Here is an 18,183-nt window from a genome sequence, read left to right on the forward strand (position 1 = left end):
TTTAGGCGCCACCTCCTAAAACAGAGGCATTGTGCTCAATTCGCATCGCCAGCTGTAAACGCAAAAAAGCAATTGACTGCATAATTGAATGTAAAATGACTATTTTTATGCACTTTTGAGCAAGCCATTCAATTGGCACATCAGTTGCTATCATATTCTCGTAAGCAGCCCGGAGGTTGGCGCTAACAATCCAGTCAATATACCCCGTAGGAGTTCGCAATGCCAGCAGTCACCCTGCCCGCCCATCAAAAAGGCGATGTCTTTGTCGATTATGAAGAGAAGGTTTTTGAAGACGTTCAGGCACAGCCCGGCGAAAAAGCTCTCGTCACTTTTCATACCGTCGCATTCGAAGGATCAATCGGCTTCGTCAATCTGCTGCAGGCGACGCGCCTCAAGCGCAAGGGCTTTGACACATCGATCCTCCTTTATGGTCCGGGAGTGACGCTCGGCGTGCAGCGGGGCTTCCCCAAAATCGGCGACGAAGCTTTTCCCGGCCATCAGAACTTCAACAACCAGATCACGAAATTCATCGCCGAGGGCGGCAAGGTCTACGCCTGCCGCTTCGCCCTGCAGGCCCTTTACGGCCATGGCGAGCCCTCTCTTATCCCCGGCATCAGGCCGATCAATCCGCTTGACGTGCTGGACCTCGTGCTTCTGCACCGTCGCGACAACGCTTTCATTCTCGACACCTGGACGCTGTGACGGGCGAGCGCTTGAGCAGAGGAGAAACAGCGATGGCCGAGAAGAAACTGGTCCGCGTCGCGGCCGTTCAGATCGCGCCGGACCTCGAGACGCCGACCGGGACGCTGGACCGCGTCCTGGCGGCGATCAACGAGGCGGCGGAAAAAGGCGCAAAGCTCGTGGTCTTCCCCGAAACCTTTGTGCCCTGGTATCCTTACTTTTCGTTCGTCTTCCCGCCGATGCTGACTGGAGCCGAACATGTGCGGCTCTATGAGAACGCCGTTGCCGTTCCCGGCCCCGTGACGGAGGCGGTCGCCGCGATGGCGCGGCGCTGCGGCGTCGTCGTCGCGCTCGGAATCAATGAGCGCGACCATGGATCGCTCTATAATGCGCAATTGATTTTCGACGCCGACGGAACGCTGCTGCTCAAGCGGCGCAAGATCACCCCAACTTTCCATGAGCGGATGATTTGGGGTCAGGGCGATGGCGCGGGGCTCAAGGTCGTCGATACGGCGGTCGGCAGGGTTGGCGCTCTCGCCTGCTGGGAACATTACAACCCGCTCGCCCGCTATGCGTTGATGGCGCAGCATGAAGAGATTCACGTCGCGCAGTTTCCGGGCTCACTGGTCGGGCAGGTCTTCGCCGATCAGATCGAAGTCACCATCCGTCATCATGCGCTCGAAAGCGGTTGTTTCGTCGTCAACGCGACGGGTTGGCTGAGCGAGGAGCAGATCGCAAAAATATCGCCTGATGAAAAGATGCGGCGTGGTCTCCGCGGTGGTTGCATGACGGCAATCATCTCTCCTGAAGGCGCGCATGTCGTTCCTCCTCTGACTTCGGGGGAAGGCATTCTCGTCGCCGATCTCGATATGAGCCTCATCGTCAAGCGCAAACGCATGATGGATAGCGTTGGCCATTACGCGCGCCCCGAACTGCTGAGCCTCAAACTCGACAACCGCCCGGCGGCGCCGGTGGAGACCACGACATCGTTCGAAAACCCTTGCGCAACCGGGAGTGAATTCGATGGAGCAGATAATTGCAGCCGCGATCTCGACGGAGCAGTTGATCAACGAGTTGCAGTCCTGCGGGGTGCGTCTCGTTGATCCCAAGGCGGGCGCCGACAGCCGTCGTGGGGGCGCAGGCCCTTCCGATCACAAGGCGCTGACCATCGGCGGCGTAACGGTGATGGCGCCGGTGCATACCGCGCCGGCGTTCGAGAGCCCCTACCTCGTCGAAAAGCCCGACGCCTTCGGCGTCAGCCGCATCCTGCGCGATGGGTTCGCCATCGCTGAAGCGTCATTCCCCTCGCAGCCGCGATTCTACGCGTTGCAGACCGCCGATGGCATACCCTATTCAAAGATCGCCGTACTGCACGGACGCGACGTGCTGGCGACGACGGTTCTGCAAAGCTGCATTCGCTATCAGAGCCGCACGAAAACCTGCCAGTTCTGCGCCATCGGCCAGTCGCTCGCGGCCGGCCGGACGATCGAGCGAAAGAGTCCGGCTCAACTCGCAGAGGTCGCCAAGGCGGCGGTTGAACTCGACGGCGTCAAACATATGGTGATGACGACCGGAACGCCGGCGACTCCCGATCGCGGCGCTGCGATTCTCGCCGAGAGCGCCGCGGCCGTCAAAGCCGCCGTCGCTTTGCCGATTCAGGCGCAATGCGAGCCGCCGGATGACGATGTGTGGTTCGCGCGCATGAAGGAGGCCGGCGTAGATGCGCTCGGCATGCACCTCGAAGCCGTGACGCCCGAAGTCCGGGCGAGGATCATGCCAGGAAAGGCGCAGGTCCCGCTCGATCGCTACTTCTCGGCGTTTCAGGCCGCTGTCCCGGTGTTCGGCCGTGGCCAAGTCTCAACCTACATCCTCGCCGGCCTCGGCGATACAAAGGAGGCGATCCTTGCGATCTGCGAAAGGCTTGTCGCCATCGGCGTCTACCCTTTCGTCGCGCCTTTCGTGCCGATTTCCGGCACGCCGCTCGAGAGCCACCCGACGCCTGACCCTCAGTTCATGCATGAGATTTTACGCCCGCTCGCCGCGATGCTCGTCGCCGCCGGCATGCAATCGGAGAAGGTCAAGGCGGGCTGCTCCAAATGCGGCGCATGCTCTGCTCTTTCAGCCTATGAGCGAGGGATTTCGGCATGATTTTCGAACCCTTCGCTCCCTTTGTCGCCAGCGCCTTTCAAATCAAATTCGCAATCCGGCCTTGGGAGAAGCGGGGCGCGCATGCGTTGCGTCGCGCTGTCTTTTGTGAAGAGCAGGGGATCTTTGAAGGCGACGACCTCGACGCGATCGACGAGACCGCAATCCCGATCGTTGCGATCTCCCTGCTTGGGGTCGCAGCCGACGCGGTGGTTGGAACGGTGCGGATACACGAAAAGCAAGCCGGCCTATGGGTCGGCTCTCGGCTTGCGGTCGCAGTCGATTACCGCCGTGTCGGAATGCTCGGCGGTTCGCTCATCAAGCTTGCCGTCTCATCAGCCCATGCGCGCGGATGCGTGCGCTTTCTTGCAGACGTCCAAAGCCAGAACGTCCTGCTCTTTCGCCGCATGCATTGGCGCACAGTCGAGGAAGTCGTTCTGCACGGAAGGCCGCATCATCGCATGGAGGCCGATCTCTCCTTCTATCCGCCCTTCGTCGACGCCGAAACGGGCTTTCATTCTCTGGCGAGAAAGGCTGCATGATGGAGCGCTTCGATCTCGCCGCGCTCGCCGCGACGCTGCGCGCCGGCGCCGGTCTCAAAGCCAAACAGGACATAGGCATGGTCGCCACAAAGCTTGGCGTCAACGGCGGCTCTATGATTGCGGTCGGCGACGATTGCGCTGCGATCCCAGACGCTGATGGCTTTCTGCTGCTCGCGATCGAAGGCTTCATGAATGAATTTGTCGCGCGCGACCCGTGGTTCGCGGGTTGGTGTGGCGTCATGGTCAACGTGTCCGACGTTATCGCCATGGGCGGCCGCCCGATCGCCGTCGTCGACGCGCTTTGGGCCAATGGCGAGAACGAGGCCGATCCGGTGCTCGCCGGGCTTCGCGCGGCGTCTGAGGCTTATGGCGTGCCGATCGTTGGCGGCCACACCAATATCAACACGGATCGCGGGCAATTATCGGTCGCAATCCTTGGCCGAGCCAAACGCCTTCTGACCAGTTTCGACGCAAGGCCGGGCGATCGTCTCGTCGCTGCGATAGATCTGCGCGGAGCCTATCGTGAGCCTTTTTCCAATTGGCAGGCGGCGCTCGGCGCGCCGCATGAGCGGTTGCGCGGCGACCTCGAAATCCTCCCCGCCATCGCGGAGGGGGGGCTTGCCAAATCCGCAAAGGACATCAGCCAGGGTGGGGTCGTTGGGACGGCGGCCATGCTGGCGGAATGCTCCGGCGTCGGCGCCGTGATCGACGTCTTCTCGGTCCCGAGGCCTTCGGGCGTTCCTCTGGAGCGCTGGCTCACCAGTTTCCCGAGCTTTGGCTATCTCCTCTCTGTTACGCCTTGCAACCTTGAAGTGGTCCTCGCCGCCTTCGCCGCGCGAGGGATCGCCGCCGCCGACATTGGTGTCGTGACGGCGGAGCGGCAGCTGAGAATCGCCGACGGAACGTCGACGCAAACGATCTGGGATTTCACCGAGCGGCCATTGATCGGCTGCGCGATCGAGGAGGCGTTGGCATGAGCCGCGCCTCTTCCCTCCGCATCGCCATATTGGCGCATTCGACCAATCCGCGCGGCGGCGTCGTCCACGCGCTGGAGCTCGCCGATGCGTTGGTCGCTCTCGGACATGAAGCGGTCGTCCATGCGCCAGACTCTAAGGGCAAAGGGTTCTTCAGACGGACAGCGTGCGGGACGGTCTGCGTTCCCGCTTCGCCTGTGGGCGCTGACACCACAGAGATGGTCCAGGCGCGCATTGGAGATTACGTGCGTCATTTTGAAAATAAAGACCATCGGCAATTTGATGTCTTCCATGCCCAGGACGGCATTTCCGGCAATGCGCTTGTTACTTTGAAAGAGCGCGGCCTGATCCAAAGAATCGCGCGCACCGTCCATCATGTCGATCATTTCGAATCCGCCGCCCTGATGGATCTGCAGGCGCGCGCGATCCGCGCCGCGGACATGCATTTCGCCGTCAGCCGGAAATGGCGCGACTGGCTCGCAGAGCGGTTCGGCGTCGATGCGAAAATCATCGGCAATGGCGTCGACATGACCCGGTTTCATCCGAGGCCTGATGATCGCGATCGCGTGCTGCGCAAACGACTCGGCCTTGGGCGCGGTCCCGTGGTTCTTTGTATTGGCGGGATCGAAGCCCGCAAGAACACGATTGCGAGTCTTGAATCTTTCCAAGAGGTTCGTCGCGTTCATCCGGATGCGAAGCTCATCATCGCGGGCGGCGCATCATTGCTCGATCACGGCGCCTATCAACAAGGCTTCGCCGACGCGATGGCGTCGAGCGGCCTGGCGGCCGACGCTGTCATTCACACGGGCCCGTTAGCGCAAGATGACATGCCAGCTCTCTACCGCATCGCGGATGTGCTGGCGTTTCCTTCGCTGAAGGAAGGCTTCGGCCTGGTCGTGATTGAAGCGATGGCGAGCGGCGTTCCTGTCATTGTTTCACAAATTGCGCCCTTCACCGAATATCTTCGTGCTGGTGACGTCGCCTGGTGCGATCCGCACGACACCGCTTCGATCGCACGCGCCATCCTCGCCGCTCTTTGCGAGCCTTTGCGCGGTCGCCTCATCGCCGCGGGCCTCGAAATCGCGCCAAAACATGATTGGCGACATATGGCGCGCGCTCATCTTGCCGCCTATGAAAGACTGACTGAGGAATCCTATGCCTGAGATGTATTTTCGCATCCACTGGCCGGATGGCGCGACAGAACGCTGCTATTCGCCCTCGCTCGTAATCAAGGACCATTTCGAGGTCGGCAGGCGGTATTCTCTCGATGACTTTCTTGACCGGAGCCGCATCGCGCTACGCATCGCGAGCGATCGCGTGCAGGCAAAATATGGCGCGCCCTGCTCGCGCGCGCTTGGTCAGCTCGCCCGTATCGAAAAGCAGGGCGCCCAGTTCGCGACGATTCGGGACGCGCGCGTCGTCATCGAAGCATTCGAAGAGTGAAGATTTCTCAAAGATCGAACGAACTGATCAATCAAGGAGTTACTCCAATGAGTTCCAGACTGCCCTCCCATCGTTCCGTCGTCGTCATCGGCGGCGGCCAGGCCGGCCTGTCGGTCAGCTACTTTTTGAAACAGCATGGCGTCGATCATGTCATTCTCGAAAAGAACCGCATCGCGCATTCATGGCGCACGCAACGGTGGGACAGCTTTTGCCTCGTGACCCCTAATTGGCAGTGTCAGCTTCCGGGGCGCCCTTACGCCGGCGGGGAGCCGCATGGCTTTATGAAGCGCGAAGAGATCGTTGCCTATGTCGAGGATTACGCGAGGAGGATCGAGGCGCCGGTCGAGGAAGGCGTCGCAGTGACGCGGCTTGGGCGCGATGCGCGCGGCGGCTTTGTGGTGGAAACCAGCGAGGGAGGGATGACGGCGGACGCGGTGGTCCTCGCGGTCAGTGGTTATCATACGCCAAGCATTCCGCGCAGCGCCGAGCGCGTTGATCCAGCGATCAGGCAGATCCATTCCTCCGCCTACAAGAACGCCGGCCAATTGCCAGAAGGCGACGTGTTGGTCGTCGGCTCAGGCCAGTCCGGCTGTCAGATCGCGGAAGATCTGCATCTTGCCGGGCGCAAGGTGCATCTTGTCGTCGGAAGCGCTCCGCGTTGTCCGCGCGTCTACCGCGGCCGCGATTGCGTCGATTGGCTGGCTGATCTTGGACAATATGATTTGCCGGTCGACGATCATCCTTTGAAGGAAGGCGTGCGCAAAAAGGCGAACCACTATCTCACTGGGCGCGATGGCGGACGGGACATTGATCTGCGGCGGTTTGCAAAGGAAGGCATGTCGCTCTATGGCCGCCTCAAGGACATCGACTCCGGCCGGTTGTTGTTCGAAGATGATCTTGCCAAGAACCTCGATGGCGCCGACGCTGTCTACAATGGAATCTGCGGCCTCATCGACAAGCACATCGCCGAAAAGGGCATTGATGCTCCCCCCGGCCGTCACTATGAAGCTGTGTGGCGCCCGAGCAAAGCTCTGACTGAATTGGACCCGGTGGCGGAAGGCGTAGCGAGCATCGTCTGGGCGACCGGATTTCGATCGAACTGGTCATGGATAGATCTGCCGATTCTCGATGCAGCAGGCTATCTGGAGCATCGGCGAGGCGTCACGAAGGAGGATGGTCTTTTCATCATCGGGCTGCCGTGGCTCTACACATGGGGCTCTGGCCGATTTGTCGGGGTTGGACGCGACGCTGAATTTTTGTCGCATCGCATTGATGAGCATCTGCTCGCCATTAAGCCCCGGCTGCGGGCGGCGTGTTGAATTCGCTCAAATTAACCCGACGGAGAAGACGCCGGTGAACTACATCCTGTCTGCGCGATCGGCGCCGTTTGACGTTTTTGAAACGGCGGCGATCGAAGCCCCAGCGACGATGCTGCTCGGAATGCCGCATCTGAGCTTAAAGGGCCTATCGGAAACATGGCTGCTGAAAGAATGCGGGCATCGCCATTGGCTGATGATCGCCGCCGCAGCAGGGCGCGCCCTTCCCGATTTTCGTGACGCGGATGGTGAGCCTGTCTATGCCGCCTTTTGCGCCGCGACGATCCGGAACGCAAAATTCGGCGTCATGGGCGAGAATGACGAACTCGCTTTTTCGTCCGATCTCGCGCGGATTTCAGGCGCGCAATTTGTCAGCCTCCACCGGCTGAGCTGTGATGGGCGCCTGGTCGGCGAGGTTGAACTCGTCTCTGTTTTCGTCAAACGGCGGGAGCGGGGCAAGAATCGCTCGATCGCGCGGGTTTCGCTCGAAGGCCTTCCTCCTATCAGGAAGAGCGAGAGGTTCGATCGCGCCGCCGGCGTCGCGGCCATGATCAGATCTGATCGCTGGACCGCGTATTTCGGATTTGAAAGAGCGAAAGGACGGTGTGAGGCGCAGCTTCGCATCAGGCCTTGCCCTTCGCAGGATTTCAACGGCGCCGGGTTTCTTTACTTCGCCGCCTTCCAGTCTTTCGTCGACCGCGCCGAATGGGAGCTGTTGGAGGACGCCTCGCTCGTCGATTATATGACGATTGACCGCGACATCATCTATCACGGCAATATCGAGCCGGGCGAGCGCATCGTGTTACGGCTGCTCAGCCAGCGCAAGGAGGACCATGTTCTGGCGCACTGGTTTGAGATCGCGCGGGAAAGTGACGGCGCAAGGCTCGCGGATGTATTTACGCGGCGTGGGCCTCATGGCTGAGAGAAGCTGGCGGCTATGCTGGAGCGCGCATCCAGCCAGCTTCGCTCAAGCCGACGCTGCGGCGCGCGGCGATTGCGCGCCCGTTCAACCCTCGAAAACGCCCTCGAGCGCGTAGTGGCTGACGGTCTTGCGATTCTCGATCAATTGCTCGACAGTCGGCTCTCCATTCATCGCACGGGAAATCGCGAGCTTGGTCGCCTCATAATTGGTGCGGTAGAGGTCGCGCCTGTCGAGGTTCGGATCGGTCGCGCAGCGGCGGTCGAGCCAGACCATGATGATCATGCAGAGATCGTCGACGTGCTTCTTCGGCAAAACGCCTTCCTTGAGGCAGTCGACAATGGCGTCGCCCGTCGCCGCCTGCACAACGCCGCCAAGCAATTCCACATAGGCCGTCGAGTTGACCGTCACCTTGGTCGTCATCATGGTCGGCGGGCGAACCATCTGATTAAGGTCGCGAATGACGAACATGCGCGGATGGCCCGCGACCTGCCCCGCCATGGCGGCGAAGGCATGACCGACAGGTCCTTTGACGTGCCCGATCATGACCTCGGGCATCGCGTCGGTGAATTGCCCCTCTGCCGCCAGAACCGTCGCCTCGCCGGCGCGCAGCCAGATCTCGCTCATGTTTCGCCCTGTTGTCGTTGAAAGAACTGGTCGAATACCACCGGCGGGGCTTGCGCGGAAGGGGGCGCCGGGACCGAACTTGCGGGAGGCTTGAAATTGGCGCCGCGCTCCAGCGGGCAATTGCGAAGATTCTGCTCGTGGGTCTGGGATTCGCGCCCTCTGTCAAAATGACGCAGGCCCCCTTGTCTTCCGGTCAGCATCGCCGTATGTTGAAGCGTGTCGTGTTTTTTACCGACGACTTGGCCTCGCAGTTTTGCGTCCGCTGACGACCTCCTTCTTAAAACGACGATGCGACACCGGCGTCATCGATTGACGCTCGCTTACTTACGATTCTAAGGATGCACTATATGACTACGGGAACTGTGAAGTGGTTTAATCCGGACAAAGGATACGGCTTCATACAGCCAGACGATGGCGGCAAGGACGTTTTCGTCCACATCAGCGCTGTGGAACAATCAGGGCTGCGCCACCTCCAGGAAGGCCAGAAGATCAACTATGAAGTGATCGCCGACAAGCGGACTGGCAAATCTTCGGCCGGCAATCTTCGCGCCGCCTGAGGCACAACCTCCCCTCGAGACGAAGCCCTGGCGGCCAAGCCGGGGCTTTTTTATCGCGAGCGGGCCTTGTTCCGGCGAGTTCCTGACAGCGAAAGCATCAGGAGCCGTTAACGAGAGCAGAAGGCATTTGGGCGGAATGGCATTCCGCGCCTTAAGCCTTTGTTTTACTGCATGAATCGGCCCGAAAAGCCTGCAACTTTTCGGCATTATGCCCTAACGCCGCTCGGTGATGCTCGGGCCAAAAGCGTAGGGAAGCATTTCTGCTGACGAGAATGTCGCCCGCACGCCCTCAGGTCCCGCGACATGAATGCGAGCGCCAGCGCCGGCGAATTCAAAAATGCGTTGGCGGCACGCCCCGCAGGGGGTCAAAAGCGCCTCGCCCTCGCCGATAATCAGAATTTCGGAAATTTGCCTCTCGCCCGCAACGGCCATTGCGGCGATCGCGTTGGCTTCGGCGCAGGAGCCGAGCGGATATGAGGCGTTTTCGACGTTAGCTCCGCTGAAGACGGCTCCGGACGTGGTGCGGATCGCCGCCCCCACCGCGAAGTTGGAATAGGGCGCGTAAGCATTGCGCCGCGCTTCAAAGGCGGCGCTGAACAAATCATCGAGCGCGCTCATGCTTAAGCCGTCGCCCGAAAGAGAATTTGCTTTCCCAAAAGCGACCGCCTCACACTTACAGCGCCTTGTGATCGAATGGCGCCGTTCGACCGATCAGAAATCGCTTCAGCTTGAAAAGCTTGAGCATATTCTTGTGACCGAATCGAACCGACCTGATCGGAATATCCTCTGGCGTCCGCTGTGGATAGGGCGAAAATCAACTAAAGGCGCCGCGCGACGCTGGACCCCAAAAGCGCGAAAATCCCAGCCAAAGCATCACCCTCCAGCGATGAAAGCTGGAGCGCCCGTAATCCTGCACAATCCAACACACAAAAGGCGCGGCCCCAAAACCGCGGCTGCCGCGTCTTTTTGTTGCTATTGCGGACCTTCGATCAGTCTATGATCGCTTTCTTTGGTCCGCCGTGCGAAGCGTGGCCGCCTTTGCGGCCGGCTTCAGACGCAAGAGTATGGTTGCGCGAAAAACTGCGTTTATTGGGATTGACGCTCTGCCCGCCCTTACGGCCCGCCTCGGCTGCAAGCCCCGGGTTCTGCGAGAAGCTGCGCTTCTCATGGGGAACGCTTTCGCCCCCCTTGCGCGCGATTGCTCTCTGCTTTTCCGGATCCATTGAAGCGAAGCCTCGGGTCGACGTCGCCGATTTCTTGGTGGTCTCCACTGCGCTCATTGCTGTGCTCTCTCTGAGTTCGCTTACCTGTTTTATGTAATGTCTGGCAGCGGCAAAGGTTTCGAAAAATTCTTCAAGTTCACGTTACAAATAAAAATTCTGTATGCTGCACCGCGCTAAATTGTTTGCAGTCGCGTTAAATATTTTGCGATTGCGAACGGAGCTAAGCTCTCATTTAATTAAAAACCTACTCCGAGGATTATAAAGCCAGGGCACGCCAAGGCTTCACAGTTTGAACGCGGAGGCTGGGCTGGGAGTTCCGGATTTCCCCACGATTTATGTAAGGGCGGCTTTTTGGGGCGCCTGACCGGTAGGGGGGACGCCGGAGGCTGAAACTCCGCCGGCCAACGGAACACGCTAAACAGCGCTTGGTCGAAATCTGAACTTTCCGCCCCGCCGGCGAACAGACCCGCGGCGAAAAAGGCGCAGGCCGTCAGAAAAGCTTTTGCCGTCTGTCGCATTGATGCTCCAAAAATCCAAGGGCGCCGCGGCGACGGCATGTTCGCTCAGGCTTCGATTAAAATTCGCTATTGTCCGAATGGCCGGCCCCGGCCCGCGCGTATGTTTGCTTGCGCACATCGCGGCGCCGGGGAATTTGGGCCGCGCGGCCGACAGGGTTATGGGGAGAGGGCTGCGCGATCAGCGAAAATGTGGATCAGGCCGCGCGTTGCGAGGCGGGCCGCCGGAAGCGTGCGATCATTGGCCAGCACGCGGGCCAATATGCCTCTCTTCTCGGCACCGGACACGAGGAAAGCGATTTCGGCGCTGGATTCCAGGGCGGGATAGGTTAGCGAAATCCGCGGTTCGGGCGTCGCCCCTATGATGAATGTCGCCCAGGCGTCTCGCTCTTCGAGGGCCGGCGTATCCGGAAACAGCGAAGCTGTGTGGCCGTCGGCGCCAAGACCAAGCAAGGTCACGTCGAACAGAGGACGGTCCGGGTCGAGCGTCTTTGCTCCGTAAAAATTCTGAAGGGCGCGCTGATAGAGCGCCGCCGCTTGCGCTGGCGATCCAGCGTCTGTCGGCACGCGATGAATTTGCGCCGGAGCCAGCGCAACATAGCGAAGCAAAGCTTCGGACGTCATGCGGAAGTTACTGTTTTCGTGGTCAAAAGGGACGAAGCGTTCGTCGCCCCAGAACAGCTCCACCTTGCGCCAGTCAACCTCATCGCGCAACGGCTCGGCGCCGAGCAACTGATACACTTGCTTCGGCGTCGATCCGCCCGAGAGGCTGAGCGCAAATGGTTTAGATGCGCTGGCGATGCGCGAAACGAGCCAGGCGGCGACGCGATTGGCGAGATCCTTGGCGTCTTCCGCGACGTCGATGTTGGGGTCGGGGCTCATGCGGCGGCGATCCTGGATGGTTGACCGGGAGGTAAAGGGCGCCGTCCCGCCGACGCGGCAAGACTATCGGCAAATCGCGCTTCATGCGAGCGGAGCCGATCGCGCCGCCATCAGTGCAGCATATTCAGCCCGTGGTTTTGCAGCCCTTCGATGACGCCGTTAAAGATCAGCCCGACGCCCATCGCGGAGACGAAGAAGCCGACGATGCGGGTGATGGCGTCGATGCCCATGGGACCAAGGCGATCGACCAGTTTGCCGGCATAGGCAAGGCACAGATATGTCACGAACATGGTGGCGAGAACGGCGGCGACGATCGGAGCGAAGGAGCCAAATTCCCATCTTTGCACCTGCGCCGTCATGCCGAGAACGGTTGCGATGGCGCCGGGACCGCACATGATCGGCAGGGCGAGCGGCACGAATGCGATGTTGGCGTCCTTGCCTGCGCCGCCTTCGGGAACGACCGATCCCGAACCCGAAGAGCCGGAGAAGAGTTCAAAGCCGATTTTGGTGAGGATGATGCCGCCGACTATGCGCACCATGCTCAAGGGCACGCCGAAAAGCCGGAGGATCAATGAGCCGAAGAATAGAAAGAAAAGCAGCAGCAAGGTTGCATAGAGGCTGGATTGCGCCGCAACTTTTCGGTGTTCGGCGAGATTCTTGCCTTCAAGAAGCAGCAGGAAGATTGGCAGCGCCTCCAGCGGATTGATGATGGCCAGCAGAGTCGTGAAGGTGCTTATGAAAAGGGTCCATTCCTGCGTCATGGGCCGATCCTTCCCGATCCATCTTGTATTTATTGGCGCCTCAGCTGATCCGCAGGCCAAGCCTCGCGACCGCGATCCCTGACTCCTTGGCGTCCTGAGTAGCATACCGGCGGCTTCGATCAAGCTGGCGCCTCAAAGCTGCGAAACCTGTTGGCCTTGCCGCGCGGGGCGCCCGCACGTAAGACCGTCCTTGAACTTGGCTATGTGGCCGTCACCGCCGCGTATCCGGCTCACGTAGTGCGACATGTGGAGGAGATATGACCGATTGGAAGCGTGCGGCCATTGTGGCGCTTGGCGGCTGCGCGGCCTTTGCCGCGATCCTCGCATCAAGCTCGCCCGCCGCCGCGGCGGAGGTCCTCGACGGCGCGAAGCTGCCCTGGCTACTCGGGCTGCCTTTCGTCGGCATATTGATGTCGATTGCGCTCGGTCCGCTTTTCGTTAAGGAGTGGTGGCATGTTCACTACGCCAAAGCCGCTGCTTTTTGGGCCTTTTTAGCGCTCGCGGGCCTTGTCGCCGTCAAAGGCTTCGACGCGACGGCCGCCGCCTTCGTCCACAATATGGCGCTCGAATATGCGCCCTTCATCCTCATGCTCCTCGCGCTGTTCACGGCGGCGGGCGGCATCGCCATAACCGGTTCGCTGAACGCCACGCCTCTCGTGAATGGCGCGATACTCGCCTTCGGCGCGGGGATCGCCAGCGTCATCGGGACGACCGGCGCCTCGATGATCCTGATCAGGCCGCTCATTCGCGCAAATGCTTCGCGGCGCTTCAACGCGCATGTCGTGGTGTTCTTCATCTTCCTCGTTTCAAACATCGGCGGAGCGTTGTCGCCGCTTGGCGATCCGCCGCTGTTTCTTGGATTTCTCCACGGCGTCGACTTCTTCTGGACGACGCAAAAGCTATGGCCGGAGACATTGTTCGCCGTCGCCGTTCTTCTCGCCCTGTTCCTTCTGATTGACGCCTATTATTTCAAGCGGGAAGGGCGGAGCGGCGCATCCGGCCCGATCATTCCTCTGCGCGTAAAGGGTCTTGTCAACGTCGCGCTGATCGGGGTCGTCGTCGCTTCGATCGCCGCCAGCGGTCTTTGGCGACCGGACGTCAGTTTCGATCTCTACGGGACGAAGATCGAGCTGCAGAATCTGGTTCGGGAGGCCGTGATGATCGGCGTCGCGCTTGCCTCGCTTGCGCTGACGAACAGGGCCTCCCGTGCGGAAAACGGCTTCGACTGGGAGCCGATCCGCGAGGTCGCTTACCTCTTCGCCGGGATTTTCACCTGCATCATTCCGGTCATGGCGATGCTCAAGGCTGGCAAGGACGGCCCGTTTGCTTTCGTCATCGGCCTGCTCGAGCACGCCGACGGATCGCCGAACAATCCGGTCTATTTCTGGACGACGGGCCTGCTTTCCTCATTTCTCGATAATGCGCCGACCTACCTTGTATTTTTCGAACTCGCCGGCGGCGAGGCGGCGAAGCTGATGGGCCCGCTCGCCGATACATTGGCGGCGATCTCACTCGGCGCGGTGTTCATGGGCGCGAACAGCTATATCGGCAACGCGCCAAATTTCATGGTTTACGCCATCGCCCGCGACGCCGGCGTGAAGATGCCAGGATTCTTTCGCTACATGCTGTGGTCGGGAGCAATTCTTCTGCCGCTCTTTGCCGCCATTACCTGGCTATTCATGTAGCAGCATAGTCACATGGCTGTAGACCGCCGCCGAATTAGCTGAAGGCAAAGGACATCCCGGCGTCAGTCGCCGTGTGCAGCGCCTCGACGGCGGCGTTCAGCGCGACAAAGGCGCGATTTAATCACTTTAAAATAATCCTGATCGAATTCCGACAACGCTTAATCAACAATTTGTCATTGTATTAATACGGTGAAGTGCGACGATCGACTATCGGCTCCGCCGGTGGCGCGGGAGGGCGGTCAATGCGGCGGATCCTTGGCGTGTGCGCGTTCCTGTGTAGTCTCGGCTGTGTAGCGGCGGCTCAGGCGAGGGTTCGGATCGACATTGATCTCAGCTCGCAAACCATGCATGTCAGCGCCGACGGCTCGGATTATCTTTGGTCCGTCTCAACGGCGCGCTCAGGCTATGCGACGCCACGGGGTTACTACCGGTCGAGGCATTTGGAGCGAATGCATTATTCGCGCAAATATCATATGTCTCCGATGCCTCATTCGATCTTCTTCAATGGCGGCTACGCCATTCACGGCACCTATTCAACGGCTGACCTTGGCCGGCCGGCCTCGCATGGCTGCATTCGCCTTTCACCGGATAATGCCGCCTTCCTTTACGGCCTGGTCAAGGAGCAGGGGGCGGACATCAGGATTTCCGGCTCCCCGCCGCGCGCCTATGCAATGCACCGATGGCGGCGCGAGAGGGGCGTGGCGCGGCGTCAACGCCCGCGTCTTTTTGAAGATGATTATCAGGGGTGGTCAGAGGAAGCGCCGGATGGGCTGGCCTATGCGCCGCCGCGCAGCGCCGTGCTTTCAAGGCATCGCCGCGTCATCGATCCGGTCACGCAGCAGCCTCAGTCGTGGCAATCGTGGCCGCGGTAAGCGTCTCAATCAAGTTTAGATGTCGCGGCCGTTCACGTCGAGGGACAGCTTCTCGACGCTATCCTTGAGACTGGGCTGCGCTGGATAGATCTCCAGCGCCTTGTTGAACACCTGCAGGGCGCGCTTGTCGAGGCCCGCGCGCTGCAGGATCACTCCCATCCCCATGAGCGCGCCAAAATGGCGCGGCTCCAGCTTCATAACCATGTCGATGTCGGCCATGGCGCCGTCACTGTCCTGCATCAGGAACTTGACCGCCGCGCGCTGATTCCAGGCCTCGGCCCAATCCGGCTCGAGCGCCACCAGCCTGTCGAGCAGGCTCAGGGAGAGAGGATAGTTTTTGGCGGCGGCGGCCTGCGTCGCGCGCTGCATGATGAGGCGGGCGGTATCGGATTGCGACTGCATCCAGATGTGTTTGATCGCCTCGGCATAGCCCTTTGCCTCGTCGGGATCGCTAGCGGCGCTGAGATGCTTGAACAATTCGTCGAGCGCCTGTTGACGCAGGATGGCCGGCTCTGGCTTCGGCGCGAGCGCCTTTTTTAATTGGTCTGCGCGGGCCTTGACCCTGGCGGCTTTGGCCGCTTGATCGTCGGGCGCCGCCTGTTTCGCTGCGCCATTTTGACCATTCTTCGATAGTGGGTTTGCCGATTGGCCACGCGGAGGAAGAAATTGTCCGTCGCGCCCGAAATCGAAAGGAGGCGGCGGCGCGTCGGTTGGCGGCGCCGGACCCTCGTCATCGCCGAGCATGCGCCAGCCGTTGGGCAGGCCGCCTGGCCATCCACGCTTGTCCGCGCCGGGCGTATTTTGCGCCGCGGCGGGAGCCAGAAAGGCCGCGCCGATAACGGCGAGGACCTGAAATGTCGGCAGCCACGCTGAACCAGGAAGTCTTCTGAGCATGGCGTTGAGCCTAATAAGGCTTGCTCAAAAGGTCAAAGCCCTTGTATTGCCGCGCCTGCGCGCCGCCTCAGCCCTGGCGGGCCTTGTAGCGCTTTTGCGTCTTGTTGATGATGTAGACACGGCCCTTGCGGCGCACGAGCTGGTTGTCGCGATGACGCCCGCGCAGCGATTTCAATGAGTTACGGACTTTCATCGGAGTTGTTCCCAGAAAAAAACAACCGGCCGCGATGGCCGGTTCAAATGAATTCCGAATGTGTATGCCTCATCTTCCGTTCGCGATCAACCCCCGGCTCGCGATCTCGGCGTGACGCGGCGGGAAAAGCCTCGCCTCGGTTTAGCCAGACTTCTGCGCTCAATGGATGGCTTGAGACGCCCTGGCGGCGCCGCTTCACGATTTTTTTGGGTGTTTATGCGTAGGCTCTACCGGTTGAGGCTCGGCCTGATGGCGGCTTTCATCATCGGGTTCGCACACATAGCTATGGCGCATCCCCATGTCTGGATCACGGGGCAGGAGCAGGTGATTTTCGGGCCGAACGGCGACATCGTGGCGATCCGGCACGCCTGGATTTTCGACGAAATGTACTCGGCCTTCGTCACCGAGGGCGTCGGCAAGAAAGGTCAGCTTCTGACCAAGGCGGACCTCGCCCCGCTCGCCAAAAGCAATGTCGAGGATCTCGCCGAATTCGACTATTTTACCCACGCCAAGATTCATAGCGTCAAGGTCGAGTTTGGCGAACCGACCGATTATTCGCTCGAGGAGAGGCCGGACAAGCTCGTGGTGCTGCGCTTCACCATGCCGCTGAAAACGCCGGTCTCGGCAAAACTCTTTTCCTTTCAGGTTTACGATCCGACCTATTTCGTCGCCTTCGAACTCGACAAGCAGACGCCTGTCAGCTTCGTCAACGCGCCAAAGGGCTGTTCGACCAATGTGTCGGGAGCAAAGCCGCTGGCGGCGGAAGAATCGAAGAAGCTCACCGAATCCTTCTTCAGCGGGCTATCGCCGGGGTCGGATTTCGGCGTCAAACTCGCCTCGGCTGTCATCGTCGCCTGTCCTTGACGGGCTGTTGGAGGGCAACTTTGAAACCTTCTTTCCGTTTCTCGCCTCTGGCCGTCTGCGCGCTCTTCCTCGCGGCGGCTTTCGCTACGCAAAGCCTTGCGCAAGGCGCGCATCATCCCTTCGCCGTCGGCGTCAATGAGGGCGCGGCGAGCGCCACGGGCTTCAGTGGCTGGCTTCTGGCTCAGGAGAGCGGCTTTTATCGTCTGTTGACGGGCGCGATCCGCGCCGCGCGGGAGAGCGCCTCCGCCGGCTGGACCCTCGCCGGGCTCAGCTTCGGCTACGGCGTTTTTCATGCGGCGGGGCCCGGTCACGGCAAGGCGGTGATCGCCTCCTACATGGTCGCCAACGAACGGGTTTTACGCCGCGGGCTAGTGATTTGCCTCGCTGCGGCGCTGCTGCAAGGTTTCGTGGCCGTGGCGCTGGTCGGCGTCGCCTTTCTCATGCTGGGGACCACGGCCAAACATATGACGGCCGCCGCCAATGTGATCGAGATTGCGAGCTATGCGGGCGTCATCATCCTCGGCGCGATGCTGCTTGCCGCCAAAGGCGCCGCGGTCGTCGCCCTTTGGCGGCAGGCGCCCGCACGGAAGCTCGCGCCTGAGCTCGCGGGCGCCTTTGGTCCGGCGCTCGCGGCCGGAGGCATGAGCGCGCGCTTCTTCGCCGATGATTGCAGCGCGGCGCATATGCATGGGCCGGATTGCGGCCATTTTCATGCGGCCGATCCGGCAACGCTCGACGCGGGATTTTCCTGGAAGAAGGCTTTGCTCACCGTCGCGGCGGCCGGATCACGGCCCTGTTCGGGCGCCATTCTCGTCCTTGTCTTCGCCTCCGCGCAGGATATTTTTCTTGCCGGCTGCGGCGCGGTGCTGGCGATGTCGCTAGGCGTTGCGATCACGACCGGCGCGCTTGCCACATCGGCTGTCTTCGCCAAAAAGGCGGCTGCGCGCTTCGTCGGCGCTGATTCATGGCGGGCGATGATGGCAGGGCGCCTGTTTGAGGCGGCGGCCGCGCTGGCGGTGCTCGTCTTTGGCCTCGCCTTGCTCATGACGACCCTTTCGGGCGGCGTGATGCGCGGCTAGGCCCACGGCTT

The 18,183-nt window shown here is 60.8% G+C and carries 21 protein-coding genes; 14 read left to right on the forward strand and 7 right to left on the reverse strand.

Features of this window, described 5'->3' with window-relative positions; genetic code table 11:
- The first annotated feature begins 219 nt into the window (after positions 1-219).
- Genes MPC4_RS18905 through MPC4_RS18945 form a run of 9 tightly spaced genes read left to right on the forward strand, consistent with a single transcriptional unit; the run spans position 220 to position 8,023 of the window.
- Positions 220-702 (forward strand): MSMEG_0572/Sll0783 family nitrogen starvation response protein, encoded by a 483-nt coding sequence (locus MPC4_RS18905; protein ID WP_134491397.1) that lies wholly within the window; start codon positions 220-222, stop codon positions 700-702.
- A 32-nt stretch (positions 703-734) separates the two neighbouring features.
- On the forward strand, positions 735-1,784 hold the full coding sequence (locus MPC4_RS18910; RefSeq protein ID WP_174513892.1) for a Nit6803 family nitrilase: 1,050 nt from the start codon (positions 735-737) through the stop codon (positions 1,782-1,784).
- Entirely contained in the window at positions 1,705-2,829 is a 1,125-nt protein-coding gene (locus MPC4_RS18915; protein ID WP_174513893.1) for an MSMEG_0568 family radical SAM protein, read from the forward strand. The genes MPC4_RS18910 and MPC4_RS18915 overlap by 80 nt, the downstream gene beginning before the upstream one ends.
- Positions 2,826-3,368, forward strand: a complete 543-nt coding sequence (locus tag MPC4_RS18920; RefSeq protein WP_174513894.1) for an MSMEG_0567/Sll0786 family nitrogen starvation N-acetyltransferase — start codon at positions 2,826-2,828, stop codon at positions 3,366-3,368. The genes MPC4_RS18915 and MPC4_RS18920 overlap by 4 nt, the downstream gene beginning before the upstream one ends.
- Positions 3,368-4,345: a sll0787 family AIR synthase-like protein gene (locus tag MPC4_RS18925; protein WP_174513930.1), complete on the forward strand. Its 978-nt coding sequence runs from the start codon at positions 3,368-3,370 to the stop codon at positions 4,343-4,345. The genes MPC4_RS18920 and MPC4_RS18925 overlap by 1 nt, the downstream gene beginning before the upstream one ends.
- Positions 4,342-5,505: an MSMEG_0565 family glycosyltransferase gene (locus tag MPC4_RS18930; protein ID WP_174513895.1), complete on the forward strand. Its 1,164-nt coding sequence runs from the start codon at positions 4,342-4,344 to the stop codon at positions 5,503-5,505. The genes MPC4_RS18925 and MPC4_RS18930 overlap by 4 nt, the downstream gene beginning before the upstream one ends.
- Positions 5,498-5,785: an MSMEG_0570 family nitrogen starvation response protein gene (locus MPC4_RS18935; protein ID WP_174513896.1), complete on the forward strand. Its 288-nt coding sequence runs from the start codon at positions 5,498-5,500 to the stop codon at positions 5,783-5,785. Before MPC4_RS18930 ends, MPC4_RS18935 begins: the two co-directional genes overlap by 8 nt.
- A 47-nt stretch (positions 5,786-5,832) precedes the next feature.
- Complete coding sequence (locus MPC4_RS18940) at positions 5,833-7,104, forward strand: MSMEG_0569 family flavin-dependent oxidoreductase (RefSeq protein ID WP_174513897.1); 1,272 nt, start codon at positions 5,833-5,835, stop codon at positions 7,102-7,104.
- 34 nt (positions 7,105-7,138) lie between these two features.
- Positions 7,139-8,023, forward strand: a complete 885-nt coding sequence (locus MPC4_RS18945) for a Pnap_2097 family protein (RefSeq protein WP_244629116.1) — start codon at positions 7,139-7,141, stop codon at positions 8,021-8,023.
- Positions 8,024-8,107: 84 nt separating this feature from the next.
- On the opposite strand, the gene MPC4_RS18950 is transcribed toward MPC4_RS18945, so the two are convergent.
- Complete coding sequence (locus tag MPC4_RS18950) at positions 8,108-8,647, reverse strand: formaldehyde-activating enzyme (RefSeq protein ID WP_134491413.1); 540 nt, start codon at positions 8,645-8,647, stop codon at positions 8,108-8,110.
- A gap of 347 nt (positions 8,648-8,994) precedes the next feature.
- Here MPC4_RS18950 and MPC4_RS18955 point away from each other — a divergent pair, with 347 nt between their 5' ends.
- A complete protein-coding gene (locus MPC4_RS18955) occupies positions 8,995-9,204 on the forward strand; it encodes a cold-shock protein (protein WP_012590813.1) in 210 nt (69 codons plus the stop codon).
- Between the two features lie 213 nt (positions 9,205-9,417).
- Here MPC4_RS18955 and MPC4_RS18960 read toward each other — a convergent pair whose 3' ends face one another.
- The 4 genes from MPC4_RS18960 to MPC4_RS18975 all read right to left on the reverse strand — a co-directional run bounded on the left by MPC4_RS18960 (position 9,418) and on the right by MPC4_RS18975 (position 12,585).
- Positions 9,418-9,822, reverse strand: coding sequence for a cytidine deaminase (locus tag MPC4_RS18960; protein ID WP_134491415.1), 405 nt, complete (start codon positions 9,820-9,822; stop codon positions 9,418-9,420).
- A 371-nt stretch (positions 9,823-10,193) separates the two neighbouring features.
- A complete protein-coding gene (locus MPC4_RS18965; RefSeq protein WP_134491417.1) occupies positions 10,194-10,484 on the reverse strand; it encodes a con-10 family general stress protein in 291 nt (96 codons plus the stop codon).
- A 617-nt stretch (positions 10,485-11,101) separates the two neighbouring features.
- Entirely contained in the window at positions 11,102-11,824 is a 723-nt protein-coding gene (pgl, locus tag MPC4_RS18970) for a 6-phosphogluconolactonase (protein WP_174513899.1), read from the reverse strand.
- 110 nt (positions 11,825-11,934) lie between these two features.
- Positions 11,935-12,585: a MarC family protein gene (locus tag MPC4_RS18975; RefSeq protein WP_134491421.1), complete on the reverse strand. Its 651-nt coding sequence runs from the start codon at positions 12,583-12,585 to the stop codon at positions 11,935-11,937.
- Positions 12,586-12,842: 257 nt separating this feature from the next.
- On the opposite strand from MPC4_RS18975, the gene MPC4_RS18980 reads away from it, so the two are divergent.
- Together MPC4_RS18980 and MPC4_RS18985 are read left to right on the forward strand one after the other, a co-directional pair.
- On the forward strand, positions 12,843-14,270 hold the full coding sequence (locus tag MPC4_RS18980) for a sodium:proton antiporter (RefSeq protein ID WP_174513900.1): 1,428 nt from the start codon (positions 12,843-12,845) through the stop codon (positions 14,268-14,270).
- A gap of 242 nt (positions 14,271-14,512) precedes the next feature.
- Complete coding sequence (locus MPC4_RS18985) at positions 14,513-15,142, forward strand: L,D-transpeptidase (RefSeq protein ID WP_174513901.1); 630 nt, start codon at positions 14,513-14,515, stop codon at positions 15,140-15,142.
- A gap of 15 nt (positions 15,143-15,157) precedes the next feature.
- Here MPC4_RS18985 and MPC4_RS18990 read toward each other — a convergent pair whose 3' ends face one another.
- Both MPC4_RS18990 and ykgO read right to left on the reverse strand, forming a co-directional pair.
- Complete coding sequence (locus MPC4_RS18990) at positions 15,158-16,036, reverse strand: tetratricopeptide repeat protein (protein ID WP_174513902.1); 879 nt, start codon at positions 16,034-16,036, stop codon at positions 15,158-15,160.
- Positions 16,037-16,103: 67 nt separating this feature from the next.
- Complete coding sequence (gene ykgO, locus MPC4_RS18995) at positions 16,104-16,229, reverse strand: type B 50S ribosomal protein L36 (RefSeq protein WP_012590802.1); 126 nt, start codon at positions 16,227-16,229, stop codon at positions 16,104-16,106.
- A 216-nt stretch (positions 16,230-16,445) separates the two neighbouring features.
- On the opposite strand from ykgO, the gene MPC4_RS19000 reads away from it, so the two are divergent.
- A complete protein-coding gene (locus MPC4_RS19000; protein WP_342343644.1) occupies positions 16,446-17,093 on the forward strand; it encodes a DUF1007 family protein in 648 nt (215 codons plus the stop codon).
- 20 nt (positions 17,094-17,113) lie between these two features.
- The gene (locus tag MPC4_RS19005) at positions 17,114-18,172 is read left to right on the forward strand and encodes a nickel/cobalt transporter (protein ID WP_174513903.1); all 1,059 of its coding nucleotides are present in this window, start codon (positions 17,114-17,116) and stop codon (positions 18,170-18,172) included.
- Positions 18,173-18,183: the final 11 nt, after the last annotated feature.

The sequence above is a fragment of the Methylocella tundrae genome (assembly GCF_901905185.1).
Lineage (GTDB): Bacteria > Pseudomonadota > Alphaproteobacteria > Rhizobiales > Beijerinckiaceae > Methylocapsa > Methylocapsa tundrae.

Bases quoted from the DNA above. Each gene is read 5' to 3' on its own strand.
- MPC4_RS18935 (WP_174513896.1), top strand. From the start codon at position 5,498: ATGCCTGAGATGTATTTTCGCATCCACTGGCCGGATGGCGCGACAGAA.
- MPC4_RS18980 (WP_174513900.1), top strand. From the start codon at position 12,843: ATGACCGATTGGAAGCGTGCGGCCATTGTGGCGCTTGGCGGCTGCGCG.
- MPC4_RS18990 (WP_174513902.1), bottom strand. From the start codon at position 16,036: ATGCTCAGAAGACTTCCTGGTTCAGCGTGGCTGCCGACATTTCAGGTC.
- MPC4_RS18950 (WP_134491413.1), bottom strand. From the start codon at position 8,647: ATGAGCGAGATCTGGCTGCGCGCCGGCGAGGCGACGGTTCTGGCGGCA.
- MPC4_RS18975 (WP_134491421.1), bottom strand. From the start codon at position 12,585: ATGACGCAGGAATGGACCCTTTTCATAAGCACCTTCACGACTCTGCTG.
- ykgO (WP_012590802.1), bottom strand. From the start codon at position 16,229: ATGAAAGTCCGTAACTCATTGAAATCGCTGCGCGGGCGTCATCGCGAC.
- MPC4_RS18910 (WP_174513892.1), top strand. From the start codon at position 735: ATGGCCGAGAAGAAACTGGTCCGCGTCGCGGCCGTTCAGATCGCGCCG.
- MPC4_RS18960 (WP_134491415.1), bottom strand. From the start codon at position 9,822: ATGAGCGCGCTCGATGATTTGTTCAGCGCCGCCTTTGAAGCGCGGCGC.
- MPC4_RS18930 (WP_174513895.1), top strand. From the start codon at position 4,342: ATGAGCCGCGCCTCTTCCCTCCGCATCGCCATATTGGCGCATTCGACC.
- MPC4_RS18965 (WP_134491417.1), bottom strand. From the start codon at position 10,484: ATGAGCGCAGTGGAGACCACCAAGAAATCGGCGACGTCGACCCGAGGC.
- MPC4_RS18925 (WP_174513930.1), top strand. From the start codon at position 3,368: ATGGAGCGCTTCGATCTCGCCGCGCTCGCCGCGACGCTGCGCGCCGGC.
- MPC4_RS18955 (WP_012590813.1), top strand. From the start codon at position 8,995: ATGACTACGGGAACTGTGAAGTGGTTTAATCCGGACAAAGGATACGGC.
- MPC4_RS18905 (WP_134491397.1), top strand. From the start codon at position 220: ATGCCAGCAGTCACCCTGCCCGCCCATCAAAAAGGCGATGTCTTTGTC.
- pgl (WP_174513899.1), bottom strand. From the start codon at position 11,824: ATGAGCCCCGACCCCAACATCGACGTCGCGGAAGACGCCAAGGATCTC.
- MPC4_RS18915 (WP_174513893.1), top strand. From the start codon at position 1,705: ATGGAGCAGATAATTGCAGCCGCGATCTCGACGGAGCAGTTGATCAAC.
- MPC4_RS18920 (WP_174513894.1), top strand. From the start codon at position 2,826: ATGATTTTCGAACCCTTCGCTCCCTTTGTCGCCAGCGCCTTTCAAATC.
- MPC4_RS19000 (WP_342343644.1), top strand. From the start codon at position 16,446: ATGCGTAGGCTCTACCGGTTGAGGCTCGGCCTGATGGCGGCTTTCATC.
- MPC4_RS18985 (WP_174513901.1), top strand. From the start codon at position 14,513: ATGCGGCGGATCCTTGGCGTGTGCGCGTTCCTGTGTAGTCTCGGCTGT.
- MPC4_RS18940 (WP_174513897.1), top strand. From the start codon at position 5,833: ATGAGTTCCAGACTGCCCTCCCATCGTTCCGTCGTCGTCATCGGCGGC.